This is a genomic window from Oceanobacillus sp. GQ8 (assembly GCF_059758495.1).
This window is the reverse complement of sequence record NZ_JCAXEV010000003.1, coordinates 142,995-159,070: the sequence shown is the minus strand read 5'-3', so window position 1 is coordinate 159,070 and position 16,076 is coordinate 142,995. Positions and strand designations below refer to the sequence as shown.

At 37.3% G+C, this 16,076-nt stretch carries 17 protein-coding genes; 2 read left to right on the top strand and 15 right to left on the bottom strand.

Annotated elements, in window-relative coordinates; all coding sequences use genetic code 11:
- Positions 1–488: 488 nt before the first annotated feature.
- The 7 genes from AC6CHS_RS09760 to AC6CHS_RS09730 form a co-directional block, all read right to left on the bottom strand.
- Entirely contained in the window at positions 489–638 is a 150-nt protein-coding gene (locus AC6CHS_RS09760; RefSeq protein ID WP_106897670.1) for a hypothetical protein, read from the bottom strand.
- A gap of 853 nt (positions 639–1,491) precedes the next feature.
- Positions 1,492–2,571, bottom strand: coding sequence for a DUF4179 domain-containing protein (locus AC6CHS_RS09755; RefSeq protein WP_106897671.1), 1,080 nt, complete (start codon positions 2,569–2,571; stop codon positions 1,492–1,494).
- A complete protein-coding gene (locus AC6CHS_RS09750; protein ID WP_498235827.1) occupies positions 2,571–3,143 on the bottom strand; it encodes a sigma-70 family RNA polymerase sigma factor in 573 nt (190 codons plus the stop codon). The genes AC6CHS_RS09755 and AC6CHS_RS09750 overlap by 1 nt, the downstream gene beginning before the upstream one ends.
- A gap of 366 nt (positions 3,144–3,509) precedes the next feature.
- The gene (locus AC6CHS_RS09745) at positions 3,510–3,911 is read right to left on the bottom strand and encodes a hypothetical protein (protein ID WP_498235826.1); all 402 of its coding nucleotides are present in this window, start codon (positions 3,909–3,911) and stop codon (positions 3,510–3,512) included.
- 201 nt (positions 3,912–4,112) lie between these two features.
- Complete coding sequence (locus tag AC6CHS_RS09740) at positions 4,113–4,775, bottom strand: N-acetylmannosamine-6-phosphate 2-epimerase (protein ID WP_238018378.1); 663 nt, start codon at positions 4,773–4,775, stop codon at positions 4,113–4,115.
- 37 nt (positions 4,776–4,812) lie between these two features.
- Positions 4,813–5,475, bottom strand: a complete 663-nt coding sequence (locus AC6CHS_RS09735; protein ID WP_238018377.1) for an HAD family hydrolase — start codon at positions 5,473–5,475, stop codon at positions 4,813–4,815.
- Between the two features lie 346 nt (positions 5,476–5,821).
- Complete coding sequence (locus tag AC6CHS_RS09730) at positions 5,822–6,541, bottom strand: 3-ketoacyl-ACP reductase (RefSeq protein ID WP_498235825.1); 720 nt, start codon at positions 6,539–6,541, stop codon at positions 5,822–5,824.
- 574 nt (positions 6,542–7,115) lie between these two features.
- Between AC6CHS_RS09730 and AC6CHS_RS09725 the strand changes: the two genes are divergently transcribed.
- Complete coding sequence (locus tag AC6CHS_RS09725; RefSeq protein ID WP_498235824.1) at positions 7,116–8,036, top strand: DnaD domain-containing protein; 921 nt, start codon at positions 7,116–7,118, stop codon at positions 8,034–8,036.
- Between the two features lie 74 nt (positions 8,037–8,110).
- Here AC6CHS_RS09725 and AC6CHS_RS09720 read toward each other — a convergent pair whose 3' ends face one another.
- Both AC6CHS_RS09720 and AC6CHS_RS09715 read right to left on the bottom strand, forming a co-directional pair.
- Positions 8,111–8,770 carry a hypothetical protein gene (locus AC6CHS_RS09720; protein WP_498235823.1) on the bottom strand — a complete coding sequence of 220 codons (660 nt, stop codon included), beginning with the start codon at positions 8,768–8,770 and terminating at the stop codon, positions 8,111–8,113.
- Between the two features lie 43 nt (positions 8,771–8,813).
- Positions 8,814–9,557 (bottom strand): alpha/beta fold hydrolase, encoded by a 744-nt coding sequence (locus tag AC6CHS_RS09715; RefSeq protein WP_498235822.1) that lies wholly within the window; start codon positions 9,555–9,557, stop codon positions 8,814–8,816.
- Positions 9,558–9,928: 371 nt separating this feature from the next.
- Between AC6CHS_RS09715 and AC6CHS_RS09710 the strand changes: the two genes are divergently transcribed.
- On the top strand, positions 9,929–10,111 hold the full coding sequence (locus tag AC6CHS_RS09710) for a hypothetical protein (protein ID WP_106897680.1): 183 nt from the start codon (positions 9,929–9,931) through the stop codon (positions 10,109–10,111).
- A 581-nt stretch (positions 10,112–10,692) separates the two neighbouring features.
- Here the strand turns inward: AC6CHS_RS09710 and uxuA are convergent.
- From uxuA to AC6CHS_RS09680, 6 genes are all read right to left on the bottom strand, one after another.
- Positions 10,693–11,793, bottom strand: a complete 1,101-nt coding sequence (gene uxuA, locus AC6CHS_RS09705) for a mannonate dehydratase (RefSeq protein WP_498235821.1) — start codon at positions 11,791–11,793, stop codon at positions 10,693–10,695.
- A 13-nt stretch (positions 11,794–11,806) separates the two neighbouring features.
- Positions 11,807–11,989 (bottom strand): hypothetical protein, encoded by a 183-nt coding sequence (locus AC6CHS_RS09700; RefSeq protein ID WP_498235820.1) that lies wholly within the window; start codon positions 11,987–11,989, stop codon positions 11,807–11,809.
- A gap of 91 nt (positions 11,990–12,080) precedes the next feature.
- Positions 12,081–12,224: a hypothetical protein gene (locus AC6CHS_RS09695; protein WP_498235819.1), complete on the bottom strand. Its 144-nt coding sequence runs from the start codon at positions 12,222–12,224 to the stop codon at positions 12,081–12,083.
- A gap of 98 nt (positions 12,225–12,322) precedes the next feature.
- Complete coding sequence (gene celB, locus AC6CHS_RS09690) at positions 12,323–13,636, bottom strand: PTS cellobiose transporter subunit IIC (RefSeq protein ID WP_498235818.1); 1,314 nt, start codon at positions 13,634–13,636, stop codon at positions 12,323–12,325.
- Between the two features lie 38 nt (positions 13,637–13,674).
- Positions 13,675–14,586, bottom strand: coding sequence for an ROK family protein (locus tag AC6CHS_RS09685; protein WP_498235817.1), 912 nt, complete (start codon positions 14,584–14,586; stop codon positions 13,675–13,677).
- Positions 14,587–14,620: 34 nt separating this feature from the next.
- Positions 14,621–16,060, bottom strand: coding sequence for a glycoside hydrolase family 1 protein (locus AC6CHS_RS09680; RefSeq protein WP_498235816.1), 1,440 nt, complete (start codon positions 16,058–16,060; stop codon positions 14,621–14,623).
- Positions 16,061–16,076 lie beyond the last annotated feature (16 nt).

Here is a 16,076-nt window from a genome sequence, read left to right as displayed (position 1 = left end):
TATCATAGTAAATCGCAAAGGAAATCACAACTAAAATCGCAAAAAGGTCGCAATATAATTCAAAAGAAGGAGCTTGAATTAACAAGCTCCTTTGTTATTGGATAACTATTTTCTTCTAAAACTAAAGCACCCGTTAGTTCATTAAGAAAAGGTTGCTTCAACAACCTCCCTTATTGATGTAAAGCACTTATCCCCTGACTTTCTTTGAGTGTGGGTTATTGAGAAAGTATCTTGCTGAAAAGGTCGAGACTTATCTTTTTATTCAGCTACCTAAGCCAAGTGAGTATCCAAATGTTTTAAAAATTTCTGCTGGAGATTAATGGTGTTTCTGCTACTGAAATTTTTAGTGAGGAATGGATATCTGATTACGCGTTTTTGTCACCGAATCTGAAATTTATGGGAATAATAAACTCTATCATCAATTGAAAAAAGAAATTCGAATAAAAAAAACATAGGGAGATTTTATTCTTCCTATGTTTTCATTCATATTATTTATCTGTTTGTTTTTGCTTCTTTTTCAAATACTCCGCACGTATTTTTTCAAGTTGCTTCTTTTTATCAAATTTGGCAGGAGTCTGTTTTTCATGAAACTTTGTCACAGCTGCCTGACCTTTGTAATCCAATTGATATTTTCCCACTTTGTTCACCTACTTTTCTTCTCTTTAAAGAGAATCTATTCAACAAATATAATATACCTTATTTTACTGAAGCAAATCTTATTACTTAATTAATGCACTGCTAACTTTGCATATTTCAGTAAAAACTTAGTACAATTATTCATCGCCAAATGGTATTCATTTCATTGCTATAATCAAAATAACATGCCTTGACACTCTGCATAAGCCTCAATAATTCTATTTCTTGTTTGTTCAGCTCTTTTCTAAAGGTCCAATTGTTCGTAAATAAGGTTTAAAAATTAAAAAAATCTAAGTCTACTCCACCTTTTAAATAGTTTTTAATGTTAATAACCATTACGTTATCGATGATTTCGAATTTAGGTTTCTCAGGGGAAATATTGTTTTTTTGCAAAGTCTTTTTTACTACTTGTTAAAAAAAATCTACATCCAAAATACTTTTCTCCAAAAAATGATCCCTTGTTATTAACTTTTCTACTTATATCTATCTTAATCCAAATATTACCTTCTTCAACTAACCTGCTTCGTTAATGTAAGTATATCTGTTCACATACTAATTCTAACATAAAATTCCAATGATTTTTCAAATACAAAAATAGGATCTCCATAAATGACGATCCTTTGTTAAACTCTTGCACCCAACAGTGTAAGTATGATTATTTACAATGTTGGTTTTATAAGACGTTCAATACATAATTTTTCTGGTTAATCCAAGTAGTGTTTCCGATGACCTTACAAACTAATATTAGATACATTTGACTTACCAATTATAGTTTTGGGATGATGACACAATCCTTTCAACTACCAAAATAATAGATTGGCGATACTTCACAGGGGGGAAGTATCGCCTTGTTTTTTAATTAATATCTTTACTATCTTTATCTCGAACGACAACTTTATAAGGAGTGTCATCCACGATATCTTTTAAATCATCTGATTGTAGGAATTCGTGAATGGCTATTTCAATTTTTTTTGCTATTTCAGATGCTTCGTTGTCTGACTTATCTATAGTTGTTGTTATAAAAATGTTCATAGTGCCTTTCTTATAGGAGTACCCCACACCTTTTGTTTTGTACTCTTTTTTACTTAACATTCCCTCCCAAATGATTGGCAGTACATCACTGGTCCATTTATTCTCAATTTCCCTTTCTTGAACATTAAATGGATGAAATTGTATCGTAACTTCTTTTTCAATATTTTGCTTTTTAATACCTTCATGAATTGCTCCTTCAATTTCATCCGTACGTTTTTCTGTATCCTCGATGTCCAAATCCACCGTAATATCTTTAGCGTCTGGACCAGTATAACCAACACTGTAATTAGGCTCAATTTTATAGCCTTTTTGCTGTAATTTCGGCACAACCTCGTTTAATACATCAAACACAAGCTCGCTCTCTCGATATTTAGGATCATTTGCTGGATCACTATCAGACTCCATTATTTTCTCTTTATCCACTTCTACCGTAAAATCATTATATCCTCTTGAAGAAATGATATCTTTTGTAATTTCTTTAACTTCTTCCCTTACTTGGTTGTAATATTCCTCTGATCCCCTAACCTCCACAAAATATGTTTTATCACGGACACTGTAACCGCCTGCACCAATATCATAGCCTTTATCCCTAAGTTCCTCTAGGAGATTTTCGTAAATAGGCTCTTGTTCGAAAATCTTATTTAAAAATGGTATTTTGGAGGCTACTTCCGCCATTACTGGTGATATAAAGGCAGATCCGATGAAGAGGCCAAATAATACGATGCAGGCAGCAGTAACATATAATAGTTTCTTTGCTATATTGAGTCGCTGCTTTTTCCCAGGTTGAATCTTATCCGCATTTTTAATATTCTGCTGAACACCATCTTTGATCCGATCAGCTATTTCTTCACTGTAATAATTTTCACGGTAATGTTCATGTATCTTTTTAAGCTTATCTTTCACTAAAATACCTCTCCTTCCTTGGCTTCCATTTTCCGTCTCAGTATGTTTCTCCCTCTTGAAAGCCTTGTTTTTACAGTATTCGTATTTAAATTCAATACCGAAGAAAGCTCATTAATTTTTAAATCATAAAAGTAATGGAGTACAATTACTGCACGATATTTTATTGGCAATGTTAAGATTGTTTGTAATAGCTGTTCATTGCGGTCAGCTTTAAGAAAAGAGGTTTCAGTACTTTCGGTTCTATTGAAATTTTCAAAGAAGCTACTCTCTAATATCAGTTGCTTCAAGCTATTTTTCTTTAAAAAATCTTTGGAAGTATTAACAGTGATGCGATATATCCAGGATTTTAAAGCAGCCTCTCCTCTAAAACTATTAAGATACTTATAAGCCTTTAGGAAAACCTCTTGTGAAATGTCCTCAGCTACACCTCTGTCCTTTACAAAGGAAAAAGCTAGCAGGAAAACCTTTTCGGCGTAAAGTTCCATTAGCTGCTCGATTACTATTTCTTTATCTTGATAATCGATATTAATTTCTTCATTTACGTTAATTGCATGCGAATCTTTCTCTCCCACTGTGTACCTCCTTTCTTTCACTCTTTAGACATCGTCATTTAATAATTGGTTTCATTTTTTATTTTTGAAATTTCAGAAAAACGGGACCACATTTTTTTACTCGCAATTATTCTACTAGTATATAAACAACATAAGGGGAATTATTTTGATTAGTCAAATTGGTAATACAAAGCAAAAGAGGTTTATCGGGAGGTATAGGTAAAATAGATTACATTTTTAAACAAAATCCAAACAAAAAAGCCGTTCTCCTCCATGTTAAGGAGCCGATTTTTCGCTAAATTATGTGCTACTAAATTGCACCGTTAATGAAAAAAGGTGCAAATCCTTACTCAAGAGAAGCACCTGTTACTCCAACAAGGAAACTTCTTAATGCTTTTCAATACTTATAACATCATTGGATGGAGTAAGGTGTCCCTTTTCCCTTATTGAAAAGTCAGAGCCTCGGCGTTCTATTTCAACATATTGAACTACTTTATCTCCGTCTAGGAAAACCAATAGGTATATATCATCTCTCATACTGATATTGCTTGGGTCTTTGAAGTCAGTACCTAATTCTTCTTCTATGGCTTCTTGTGTACTATAAGGTGTAAAAAGGAATGCTTTATCCCAATCGAAAGTCGTCAATGATTTCATACTTATCTCACTTTTATTTTTATCATCTACAATAGAATAAATAGAATCCTCTAAGTCTTTATTATGCTGAACATTACTTTGACTACATCCTACTAACAAAAACAAAAGAAGGATAAAAACTGTTATTTTCTTCAAATTAACACTCCTTTCCCTGATAAAAATATAATAAATTATTTCACTAACTTGCTGCATTAGTTTAACAAGTCACGCTTCAATGCTAACATAATATTCCATAAACAGGCCGTAAAATTTTAGATTAGAAAAGGCGATCATTTAAGATCGCCTTTGTTTCATTAGATCACGCTTTAAAATCATCAGCTCTAATAAAGTTTTTTCCTATTCTTTCATCCCATCAACAAAGCTTTTGGTTATAAGCTGCGGTCGTGTTATTGCCCCACCAACCACTACAAAAGCCGCACCAATTTCCAAAGCTTTTTTCGCTTGTTCAGGGCTACCGAAATTCCCTTCCGCCACTACTGGTGTGGAAACCTCTTTAATTAACTCCTCTAAAAGAGAAAAATCTGGCTGTGCCCTGTCTTTGGTATAAGACGTATAACCCGATAAGGTTGTGCTAATATAGTCACATCCCAATTCGTGAGCATTTTTCCCTTCACTTAGCGTTGAGATATCTGCCATCACCTTTTTACCTAGCACATGCTGTATGTATTCAACCAATTCTTCTAGCTTTTGCGGTCTCGTCTGCTCGGTTGCATCAACTGCTATAATATCTGCTCCAGCTTCAGCAACACTCTTTGCATCCTCGGTCGTTGGGGTGATAAATGCATCAAAGCCTTCATAATCCTTTTTCCATATTCCGATGATTGGTAAATCTACCTTTTCTTTGATTTGCCTTATATCAGAAGGACCGTTTGCCCTAATGCCTACTGCACCACCTTGTTTAGCAGCTAAAGCCATTGCTGCCATGTGGCCATTCCCATGAAGGGGTTCATGTTCTAGGGCTTGGCATGAAACCACCAAGCCTCCCTTTAGTTCTTCCATCTAATTATCCCCTCTTCCTCTCTGTAAGCAGCTTTATTTATTCTGCCTTATCTACAGACTTGATAATCTCCGTTAAGCTCATTTCTTTCATCGAACTAATCTTTAAATGGTGATCCTCAAAAGGTAGACTTTCTGTAACTGGATTCGGCACAATAATTGTTTTAATGTTCGCTTTCCGTGCAGCAAGCAAGCCATTTAAGGAATCTTCAAATATAATCGCTTCCTCAGGTTTTACATTTAATACCTCAATAGCCTTTAGAAACAGGTCTGGCGCTGGCTTTATTTTTTCCACATCATCTGAGGTTACAAAGTGATCAAAGTAATCAATCAATCCAAGATTTGTAAGGTGTGTTGTAACCCACTTACGATCAGAGCTAGATGCAATTGATATTTGGTATCCTGCATCTGATGCTTCTTTTAAATAATCCTCTACACCTTCTCTGGCTTCTGCTTCTTTTAAGCGTTCAGCGTGCATCACACTCACTTTTTCTAGAAAAACGTCTGGTTGAAACGTTCCTTTTACTTCCTTGTCTATGTAATCAAGTAACGTATCATCTCCTCCACCTACCCCTTTTACAAACTCAGAAAGTGGAAGGTCAAAATCATGCGTCTCCTGTAAAATTTGTTTATATGTATCATACCAAGCCGTTTCTGTATCCAAAATAAGTCCATCAAAATCAAAGATAACTGCTTTTATCATTTTTATTCTTCCTCCTTATATTCAAACTATTCTTAGGATAACACGAGAAGGAGGATTATTAGGAATCAAAAGCTTAATATGTTAAACCCCATGTTATGTATCTATATAAATCACTCTTGTGCTTACGTTAACTATAATAAATGCGTACTACACCTTTGAAAGTTAAAAGTTACTTTCTTTTCGATTGTTATTTCCAAATCTTCTAGTGAAGGATGGCTTTCCACTAGTGCTTGGCGAATTAATTCACATCCTGCATGCAATTCTATTTTAATTCACAATGCACCCCTCCAGACAGTTTCTTCATCTGTCTAAGGGGTGCATTTCAGTTAGGAATTATACTTACTTTCTATGGATTTGTTGACCATAATCCAGCAGATTTAATAAAGACTCGTGGATGTAACTTCAATTGGGCAATGACAAATTCAGCCAAATCTTCAGGCTGCATGACCTTCTCTGGATTTCCGTCCGTTAAATTTTCGTTATACGCTAGTTCAGTCGCCACAGTACTTGGTGTCAACGCAGAAACACGAACATTATGTTTACGTACCTCTAATGCAAGGGATTCTGTTAGTCCAAGCACCCCAAATTTGGAAGCACTGTATGCACTTGTAACTGGCGCACCTTTTTGCCCAGCAGTGGAAGAAATATTAATGATATCTCCTCCATTCTTCTCAACCATTTGAGGAAGTACAGCGCGTGTGACGTAATAAACACCCATCAAATTTATATCAATGGTTTTTTTCCATTGTTCTGGAGTAAGCTCTAAAAACTTCCCGAATTTCCCTATACCAGCATTATTGATTAAGATATCCGTTGTGCCTAAACTCTCCTGTAAAGTTTCAACTGCCTGATTCACTTCTTCCATAGAGGAAACATCCGCAGTAGCATAGGCAACCTGCACGTCTAAATCTTCTATTTCTTTCTTAACTGCTTTTAGATCTTCTTCAGTACGCGCAATTAGACCAACACGAACACCTTCATGAGCTAATGCTAATGCGGTAGCGCGACCAATCCCTTTTCCTGCTCCAGTAACAATTGCAACTTTCCCTTTTAATGATTCTGCCATTATGTAAAACTCCCTTCAGTATCAATTATACAGATTTATTATCTTACAAAATAGAGAAAAACATGTCAAAGAATAGTATTTAAACTAAAATTCTATTTACAGGTCCTCTTTTCTCTTTGGTTGACTTTATTTTAAATTTCAGAAGTAGTTTCATATGCAATTGGGTGCTTTTTCCCTTATGAAAAATACGAACTTGACAAAGACACCATGGCTACTACTTTCCATTTCTCAACAAGCAACATACTTCAAAGGCAATCTAGCGAAAACCCCAAACAACAAACTATCTGCAGAAACAAGTACCTTGATTATTTCTATTCACCCCTGAATCCTGTCTCCAGGATAACTTTTTTCCACAACTTTCACATGAAAAGAAGTACCAATTCACCAAAGAAGATGGAAGTAGCTTTATTATGTGTCCCACCTACAACGAATCGCCGCAAAATAATACAATCAGTGTAGCCATAAAAAAACAGGGGGAAGCAAACTAGAAATAATTACAAAAGCACCCCCTGCCCCAACTTTTTTTCGATAGTAGTTATGGACACCTATATTATCGAAAAAGGAGTTTTTCAAAATGAATTATATTAAAGAAATCAATGGTTTTCACAAACGAAATATCTTTGAGCCCCTATCCAGTTCTGCTGTCTCTCTTTGGTTTACCCTCATGCATTTTCAAAACCTTTGCGGGTGGAAAGAACAATTTTCCGTTGCAGCAAGCCAGCTCCAAGCCCAAAGTGGCCTTAAGAACACTAGTTTTAAATCTGCTCGTAGAGAACTACAGGACAAAAATCGAATTATTGTCACCAATCGTGGCAGTAATCGATCCGCCATTTATCAAATGATTTCCCAGGTTGAAGATTACGAACAAACGCAAGGAGAAAATACGCCATCCAAAATTACACCGTCAAAACCACGACCTGCCAAAAAACCAAAAGAAGAATCAATCCTGACAAAAAGTGAAAGCCACTCTAATTCAGAAACAACCAACCAGAAAAACAACCACAAAACAGACTGCAGTTCCGACCACACTCCCGACCCATTCATTAAACAAAACGAAATAATAAACAAAAATAATAAACAAACCAATACAGCAGCAAGCCATTTCTACAGGACACACTTCAGCGAATTAACGCCATATATTTCCAAGGAAATAAAGGAGTGGGCTACTGCTATGAACGAAGAACTTTTGGTTCATGCAATGAAAAAGGCATTGGAGAAAAATAAGATAACCTGGCGCTATGTAGGAGGTATTTTAAAAGCCTGGGAAAAGAAAGGAATTCGGACTGTTGAGCAGGCGAGGAATGAAGAAATGCAATTTTCCCGGCAGCATACACGCTATACAGGAAACGTCCAAACAGAAATAGTGCCGGAATGGTTTTATGAGCAGAAGAAGAAGCGAAAAACAGTGCAACCTGTAGCTGTGGTAGATCCAGTAAAAGAAGCAGCAGAATTAAAAACATTGTTGGGTCAGTTTGCAAAGGGGGGGAATAAGTGAGGTTTCTATTTGCGTTATGCCTAAAAGCAAAAAAATTAGGAGCACCCCAATAAGCTGCAGGTGCTCCCAAACTACTAAGAACTTATTTTTTCATAATGCCTTTTCGTCACTACTAATAAAAGCATTAAAAGTAGCTCAAATCCGTTCGTCACAGCAGAACTCGCAAAATCAAATGGAATCACGTTCAAGACAAGAATGATACATAGAGCACCAAACATCCATGGCCATTTCGTCAATTTCCACAGGATAATACTCGTCACGAGCAACACGGCCATAACCAATAAAATCATGATTGGTGGACCTGAAGAGGATTCTATTGTGTTATAGCGCAACACCCCGTATTCCCACACTGGCTCTAACGTTTTATTAAGAATCCCTGCTTGTATTTCATAAACGATTAAGCCAGCTGTAATGAGGAGGAAGCTACCTAAGGCAAGCCTGCTTCTTCTCCATTTTGCATTCGTTAAACGTAATAATCCCAATGCATAGAGTACAAGTGTCGGCGTAATAAAGGCATGGGACCAATAGCGTATTCCATTTAAGAATGCCAGAAATTCCCCTTCCCCGATGAACTTGCCACTTGCGATCACGGCATTATCAAAAATAAGTCCAATAATCACAAGGTGAACAAAAGATCGTAAGGACCAGCGGAACCTTGCTGGCGTTTCACGCAAACTCCAGGCAAGGAGTACTGCATATGCTATTGTGAAAAGTGTATAAAAGAACGTGTCCATTTTCATCCTCCTATTCGGCTGAATATAAAGAATACCTGCTACATTAGTTTTCTGGTGCGCCTTGTTGATCTAACCATTCTGTGATCACCTGCATAATTTCATCCTGCTGCTTTTCCACTGAAATCAATGCTTCCTCGTCACCTTTTTGCTTCCCGTAAACGCCAAACTGTGCGTGATTCCCTCCCTTTATCTCATGTATGACTGCTTGTTCAGACAGAAGATGTTTCGTATCATTTATCTTATCTTGAGTTGATAAGCCATCGTACTCTGCAGAGATGGAAAGCATCGGCATGGCTACATCTGAGAAATCTGTACTGTCACTCGGGTAGGATCCTAGTAAGATAACACCATTCACTAAATCCTGGTTGTCCATAGCGAAGCTTGTTGCTCCGATCCCTCCTAATGAGTGTCCAGCTACATACCAATGCTCCAGCTTAGGGTGCTCCTCCATTATTTGCTCGGCTTTGTTTAAATCAAGAATCGCGAGGTTTAAACGAAGGTTGGGAATGGCCACTAGGTATCCTTGCGCTGCTAATTGCTTTCCGTAATAGCTATAAGCTTCTGGCTCTACCTTGGCGCCCGGATACAGTATAACTCCGGTGTCGGCTTCTCCTTCAGGCTCGAATAATAGCCAATCTTCTTCAGATTGTATGTCCTCCTTGTTAACAAGTTCGTATAACGTATCGGAAGCATCATAGGTTTGTTGTGCCCAATAATAAAAACCGACTCCTCCAATTAGGAGTATTGCTAATAAAACTAAAAGTAAAACCTTCCATATTTTTTTCATTTTTCTTTCTCTCTCTTTCTTCTTAGTAGGCATACAACATGGATAATTGAAATTAATGAATTCCCTTTTGAAGATAGACGTATGCTTTTCTTTCCTTATTTATATCAAAGCTAAAGACACTTATCAATTGATAAGTAGCTTGAGCAAAAAATACCTTCTTACAAAAGAGTAAATACATTTGGGATTCAGAGTAACACTCGTTAATACGCACAAAACGTTCAAGCTCTAATCCAAAATACCCGCCTCCTCTCCTCGAATAGCCAACTAGACTCAATTTTGCTTTATGTAGGGATAATTACATTTACTTAACAGTGGGTTAATGAATCTGCTTTATACTATAAGTGAATTAAACTTTTGTTAGGAAGGTGATTATGTTGAAAATGAAGAAATTAGCTACTGCATCTTTAACAGCAATCCTATCCACCGGTTTATTAATTGGTTGCTCTGATGATGAGGACAACCAAGAGGACCCAGCAACAGAAGACTCTACGGAACAAGAAGATCAAGAAACAGGCGAAGATACGGACACAGAAGAAAACGAAGATGAAGAATAGAAAATAAGGTGTACAGAAGAAGCCCTCACATTATAGTGAAGGCTTCTTAATTTATTCGCTATGCTTATTTGTGAGTGGGGAATATGTTCCATTTATCCTTAAAGCAAATGAATTATGGAATGACTTAGAGAATCTGAAAAGCAGAGTCTGTTTGCTCAAGAAGAGATTCTCCAAATACCATTGCAGCTAAAAAGCTCCCCCTTAAAGTTTTTATCAAATACATTTGTAAATCCTTCATCTGTCATATCAAAAAAAGACTTTTCGGCGTTTCCGTCCAGATGATGTGTCTCTACAGAGGTAATGGTATCTTCATGATTGCCACTAGCACCATTAATTAAGGTATCGATTTTGCCGAATTTGTTCAGGTTTACTTCCTTCTCTTGAATTAGCGTGTCTTCTCCCAGGACATTTACAACAATCGCAATCGCTTCTCCATTATCCTAATTAATCTCGTCTTCCATCTGCTGACCTTTTTCTAATGTTCTATTTAAGATGGCTATTTTACCTTTTGTCTACCTAATTCCCTTGCCATGTCTGAGCAGAATACGCCGCTCCCACCTATAATGACTGCTACTTTTCCTTCAATATTCTCCTGTATTGGAAACATAGTTGGCTTCCTCATTTTTGACTGATTGATATGCATCCCAGAGTCCGTTTAAATACATGATTCCAAGTGCTCTATCATAGAGTCCGTAACCAGGTCGGGATACCTCGTTCCAAATATGCCGACCATGATCTGGTCTGATATATCCATCATAGTTGATGTCACTTAACTGCTTCATAATATTTTTAATATCAATATTGCCATCTGATGATAAGTGAGATGTCTCAATAAAGTTTCCATTTTCAAAAATCTTCACGTTACGCACATGTAAAAATGGCGCTTTCTCTACAACATTCTTTATAATTTCTACCGTATCATTTTCCCGATTTGCTCCTAGTGCACCTGAACAAAATGTTAGCGTGTTCGATGGTGAAGCAGATAAAGAATATAAACGGTTTATATCCGCTGCATTTTTCATTATTCTAGGCAGGTTAAAAACAGACCATGGTGGATCATCCGGGTGAATCGCCAGTTTTACTCCATGGCTTTCCGCTACGGGTAGTACTTCATCTAAAAAGTATGCAAGATTATCCCATAGATCATCCTCTGTGACAGACTCATACTCCTCAAGTAGTTCCTCTATTTTAGCTAGCCTTTCCGGTTCCCAACCTGGTAGGGTTAAATCACTTGAGTTAATCACATCATCTGCCATCGTTTGTAAGTTTATATTTTCCACAATCATCTTCTCAAAAAATAAGGCGGTGGATCCATCAGGTAATGGCTCTTTCATGTTTGTTCTAACCCAGTCAAATACAGGCATGAAATTATAGCAAATAACCTTCACTCCATGCTTGGCTAAATTTTTGATTGTTTCTTTATAGTTAGCTATATAGCGATCTCTGTCTGCATTTCCAATTTTTATCGATTCATGGATATTCACACTCTCTACTACTTCTGCATGAAAGCCGTGGGATTGAATATATTTCACTTCTTCTTCAATTGCTTCCTCGGTCCATAGGTCACCAGCTGGCACCTTATGTAGTGCCCACACAATCCCCTTCCCCCCTGGGATTTGTTTAATATCTTCTAACGAGACCGTATCGTTGTCCCTTCCAAACCAGCGAAAAGTTATATTCATTTCGCCACCCTCCCTACATATCTGTATAGTTTTGAGCTAATGCGATAACGCCTTCTGTCCCGTTCTTGCGATAAGCTTTTGTAAGATCACTGCCAATTCCCATAGCGACAGCCCCTGCTTGGATCCAGTCCTTCATATTTCCAAAATTGATTCCACCTGTTGGCATAACGTCCACCTGCGAGATGAGCCAAACCATTATGCGTGTTGTTCATTAAATCAATAACATAAGGGAATTGCCCTGTCTGCAATCTTGAGCCTACAATTGTTAGCTCTTTTTTTGTTGGGATCTACGATGGCCTTGTATCAAAACCAAGTGTCAAAACATAGCCAGAAGGTGATGCAACATCTACACTTAGTTCAAATGTTTGTGGCGTGCCCACTACATCAATGACAACATTTCCCCCTTTATCATTTGTGATTTCATTTAACAATAATAACTGAGCTTAATAGGGCCAAATATAGATCACCTACCCGTAATACATTTGAATCTGTAGAAATATTTAAGCCTTACTTATTATAAAGGTTACTATTACTCCTTTTTAACGGCCGCCACTTCATTGTTCGCACCTACTAGTTCCTCTCCAAAATATCGCTTATCCAATAGTTTCAGAAATGGAATCCAAATTAAGGTCACAATTACTAAGTTAACTAATTGCATTATCCCTCCTGCTATCGAATTCGTCGTTAGCATTCCACCAATAAAGATGGGTGTTGTCCATGGAACATGAACACCGGTGGACACAGGAACTAGGCCTACCGACATGGAAAAATAAGTAACGATTGTAACGGCCACTGGAGCTAATAGCCATGGAATTACAACTAGTGGATTAAGAATAATCGGCAACCCGAAGATAATTGGTTCATTTACATTAAAAACTGCTGGAGGAGCACCAAGCTTTCCAAGCTGCTTCAATTGCTTACTTTTGGCTACTAAAAATAGCCCTAGAATAACGGCCATTGTCATTCCTGAACCACCCATACCTACAATAAATGTATCGATAAATTGGTTATTTACAATATGCAGTCTCTCTTCTCCAGCTTGAAACGCCTGATAATTTTCAAGAGATAAGGTCATCCAAATCGGATCCATCACAGAATTTACGATTATCTGTCCATGTAAGCCAAAGAACCAAAAAACTTGGATTAAGAGCACCGCAATCACTGCTGCAGGTAATCCACTTCCCAAAGCTGTTATCGGTTGTTGGATAACGGTATAAATAAAATTTTGCACCGTTTCAAATGAAGTAATGTTAAATAATACTCGTATCAATAAAAAGATGGATAGGGTCATGGTAATCGGAATTAAGGAACTAAACGATCTGGATACGGCCTCTGGTACACCAGGCGGCATTTTGATCATCCAATTTTTCTGCAAAAAGAAACGATAAAACTCTGCAGACATGAAAGCTGTTATAATTCCGAGAAATAGCCCTTCTGCTCCAAGACTTGATGTCGGAATTACGCCACTAACACCCTCAAGCATTTGTGGTGTTAGGATGAGAAATGAGGCAAGCGCTGTAACCCCTCCATAGATGGCATCTCCTTCATAATATTCTGTTAGTTTGTATGAAATTCCGACTATGACAAACATTCCCATGATGGTTAAAGTTGCTGCTGAGGCTGGTCCGAGTGCATCCTTATATGCCGTGTATGCATCCTCGCTTAGTAGCCTATCCAAGAAAGGGAGATTTGCAATAACTACAAACATAGAGCCAAAGATTATAATTGGCAGTGCTACCATAAACCCGTCACGCAAAGCACCTAAATATCGATTGTTATTTAGCTTATCTGCTATCGGTAAAAAAAAGCGCTCCAGAAACTGCATAAATTTACTGTTTTCCATTTTATTCCCCCCTTTTAAAAATTTCAATATTCAGAGATTTAATTTCGTATTATTCTTCTATTACAACCATCCCTTTCCTTTAGCCAGCCATACACAGCTCCAAGCAGATTGGCATCTTGCCGAAAGTGACATGATGCAATGGTAGGTTTAATTTTTGCGAGATCCACAGCTTCCATGATTCCGTCTAGCTTTTCATTAATGTTATCAATCAGATCTTCTCTTGCACTAATGCCTCCACCAATTAAAATTATCTCTGGATCATAAATGTATTGGAGATTGTAAATCCCAACTGCCAATATGTGATAAAACCTATCCAAAGCTTCCAAGCAAACTTTATCTCCAGCCTCTGCCATGCTAAAAACCTGCTCCCCAGAAAGGGATGCCATATCGATATTTTTTTGTCTGGCAACCTCTTTGACTAATGCCTTGGTTGACGCTCTCCTACTCCACACGTCATTACTATTCTGAACAGCAGTATTCAGAAGCATATAGCCAAATTCACCCCCATGCAAATTTGCCCCTTTATGCAGTACTCCATTTTTAAAAACAGCGCCACCAATTCCTGTTCCAAGTACCATAACAAGTACGTCTTTTTTCACTTTCGCATTTCCTTTCCAGAACTCGGCATAGCCTGCACAATGTGCATCATTCTCTATGAAAATGGGCACGTTTAGTCGTTCTTCCATCAATTGTTTTATATTGGGACCGTGTAAATAACGCAAAGCACATGAGCCTTTTATAAAGCCATCTTCAGAAACGGCACCGGGACTACTTACTGCCACCCCTTTAGCATCCTTATACAACTGAGAAATTTCCCCCATGGCCGATAATAATCCCTCCAAGGAGTCTGGGGTCTTCACTTTATTTGTTTCCAAGACCCCCATTTCTTCTGAGACAACACCATATTTTAAAAAGGTCCCACCAATATCAAATGCTAAATATTTGTTCATTCAGTCACCTCACTTTTCAAACTTTCCATAGATTTCACTTATAAACCGCTTCATTCACTGCTTCAAATTCTTTTGATTCTATCAACTCTTTATACCAATAAGCAGACTTTTTCAGGTGACGGTTGCGATTATCCTCTAAATCTATTTCCACTAATCCATATCTATTTTTAAATGCATTCATTGGTGATACATTATCAGTGAATGCCCAAAGCATATATCCTATACAATTAACCCCTTCATCTACTGCCTTTAACAACCATTTTAAATGTTCTCTAATAAACTCGATACGGTAATCATCTTGAATGATATTCGAATCATCCCTAAATCTTTTTTCATTTTCTACTCCCATCCCATTTTCAGCAATGAACCATTCCATATTGTCATATTCCTCTTTCATTCGAACGCCCATATCATACATGATTTTTGGATAGATTTCCCAACCACGGTAAGGATTCATTTTCTTCCCAGGTAGTTCAAACATATCGTAGTAATACGAAGGATGAAAAGGAGCTTCTTCATTCCAAGCAGAAGTACTGGCCTTAACGCGATGGGGAAAATAAAGATTCAGACCGACATAATCCACTGTATTTTCCTTAATCAAGGTTAGTTCTTCTTCTGTATAATCAAAGGTGATAGCGTGTTTTTCCATAACATCAAATAATTCCTTTGGATATTCTCCTTTTATGGAGGGGTCAAGAAAGACGCGATTGAAAAACAAGTCATACATTTTTGCTGCCTGTTGGTCATGTTCAGCAGTTGAACGAGCATATGTCACTTCTGGATTAAGAATGACACCAATTTTTGCACCGTATTTTTCCTTGAGTTCCATTTCTTTAAATAACTTGACTGCCTTAGCTGTTGCCAAGCCTTTATTGTAATTCCACTGCATCCACTTTTTTGTATTCTGTTCAAACGGCCAGCGAATGGCATCTAAATAGACACGTGTCTGAACAACAATTGGTTCATTAAAGGTAAACCAATGTTTGACACGGTGCCCATAACGTTCAAAAACTTTCTCTGCATACGCAATGAATAATTCAACTACTTGCTTAGAGCCCCAGCCGCCATATTCCTCAAATAATTCAGCTGGTACCTCATAATGTTCTAGGCAAATCATTGGTTCAATACCATTTTGAATGAGCTTATTAATGACATCATCCACATAGGAGGCATACTCCTCATCTACCACTGCATTCTTATAATCTACTAAAAACCGCGACCAGTTAATTGACGTCCGAAAATGGGTTAATCCAATTTCTTTCATGTTTTGAATATCTTCCTCATATCGTTCATAGAAGTTTGTTGCGATAGCTGGACCGAAACCATTATGCCAAACATGTTTATTATGTTTATACCAGAGATCTAAGTAAGAATCCTGAGATTCTTTCTTCCCTACCCATCCTTCAGTCTGCCAAGCTGAAACTGCGGCACCCAGCATAAAATCATTGGGAACCTTTACTTTTACATTTGTCATTTCTATTTCCTCCTTA

Coding starts and splice junctions, on each gene's coding strand:
- AC6CHS_RS09740 (WP_238018378.1), bottom strand. CDS start 4,775: ATGGAAGAACTAAAGGGAGGCTTGGTGGTTTCATGCCAAGCCCTAGAA.
- AC6CHS_RS09735 (WP_238018377.1), bottom strand. CDS start 5,475: ATGATAAAAGCAGTTATCTTTGATTTTGATGGACTTATTTTGGATACA.
- AC6CHS_RS09730 (WP_498235825.1), bottom strand. CDS start 6,541: ATGGCAGAATCATTAAAAGGGAAAGTTGCAATTGTTACTGGAGCAGGA.
- AC6CHS_RS09725 (WP_498235824.1), top strand. CDS start 7,116: ATGAATTATATTAAAGAAATCAATGGTTTTCACAAACGAAATATCTTT.
- AC6CHS_RS09720 (WP_498235823.1), bottom strand. CDS start 8,770: ATGGACACGTTCTTTTATACACTTTTCACAATAGCATATGCAGTACTC.
- AC6CHS_RS09715 (WP_498235822.1), bottom strand. CDS start 9,557: ATGAAAAAAATATGGAAGGTTTTACTTTTAGTTTTATTAGCAATACTC.
- AC6CHS_RS09710 (WP_106897680.1), top strand. CDS start 9,929: ATGTTGAAAATGAAGAAATTAGCTACTGCATCTTTAACAGCAATCCTA.
- uxuA (WP_498235821.1), bottom strand. CDS start 11,793: ATGAATATAACTTTTCGCTGGTTTGGAAGGGACAACGATACGGTCTCG.
- AC6CHS_RS09700 (WP_498235820.1), bottom strand. CDS start 11,989: ATGGTTTGGCTCATCTCGCAGGTGGACGTTATGCCAACAGGTGGAATC.
- celB (WP_498235818.1), bottom strand. CDS start 13,636: ATGGAAAACAGTAAATTTATGCAGTTTCTGGAGCGCTTTTTTTTACCG.
- AC6CHS_RS09685 (WP_498235817.1), bottom strand. CDS start 14,586: ATGAACAAATATTTAGCATTTGATATTGGTGGGACCTTTTTAAAATAT.
- AC6CHS_RS09680 (WP_498235816.1), bottom strand. CDS start 16,060: ATGACAAATGTAAAAGTAAAGGTTCCCAATGATTTTATGCTGGGTGCC.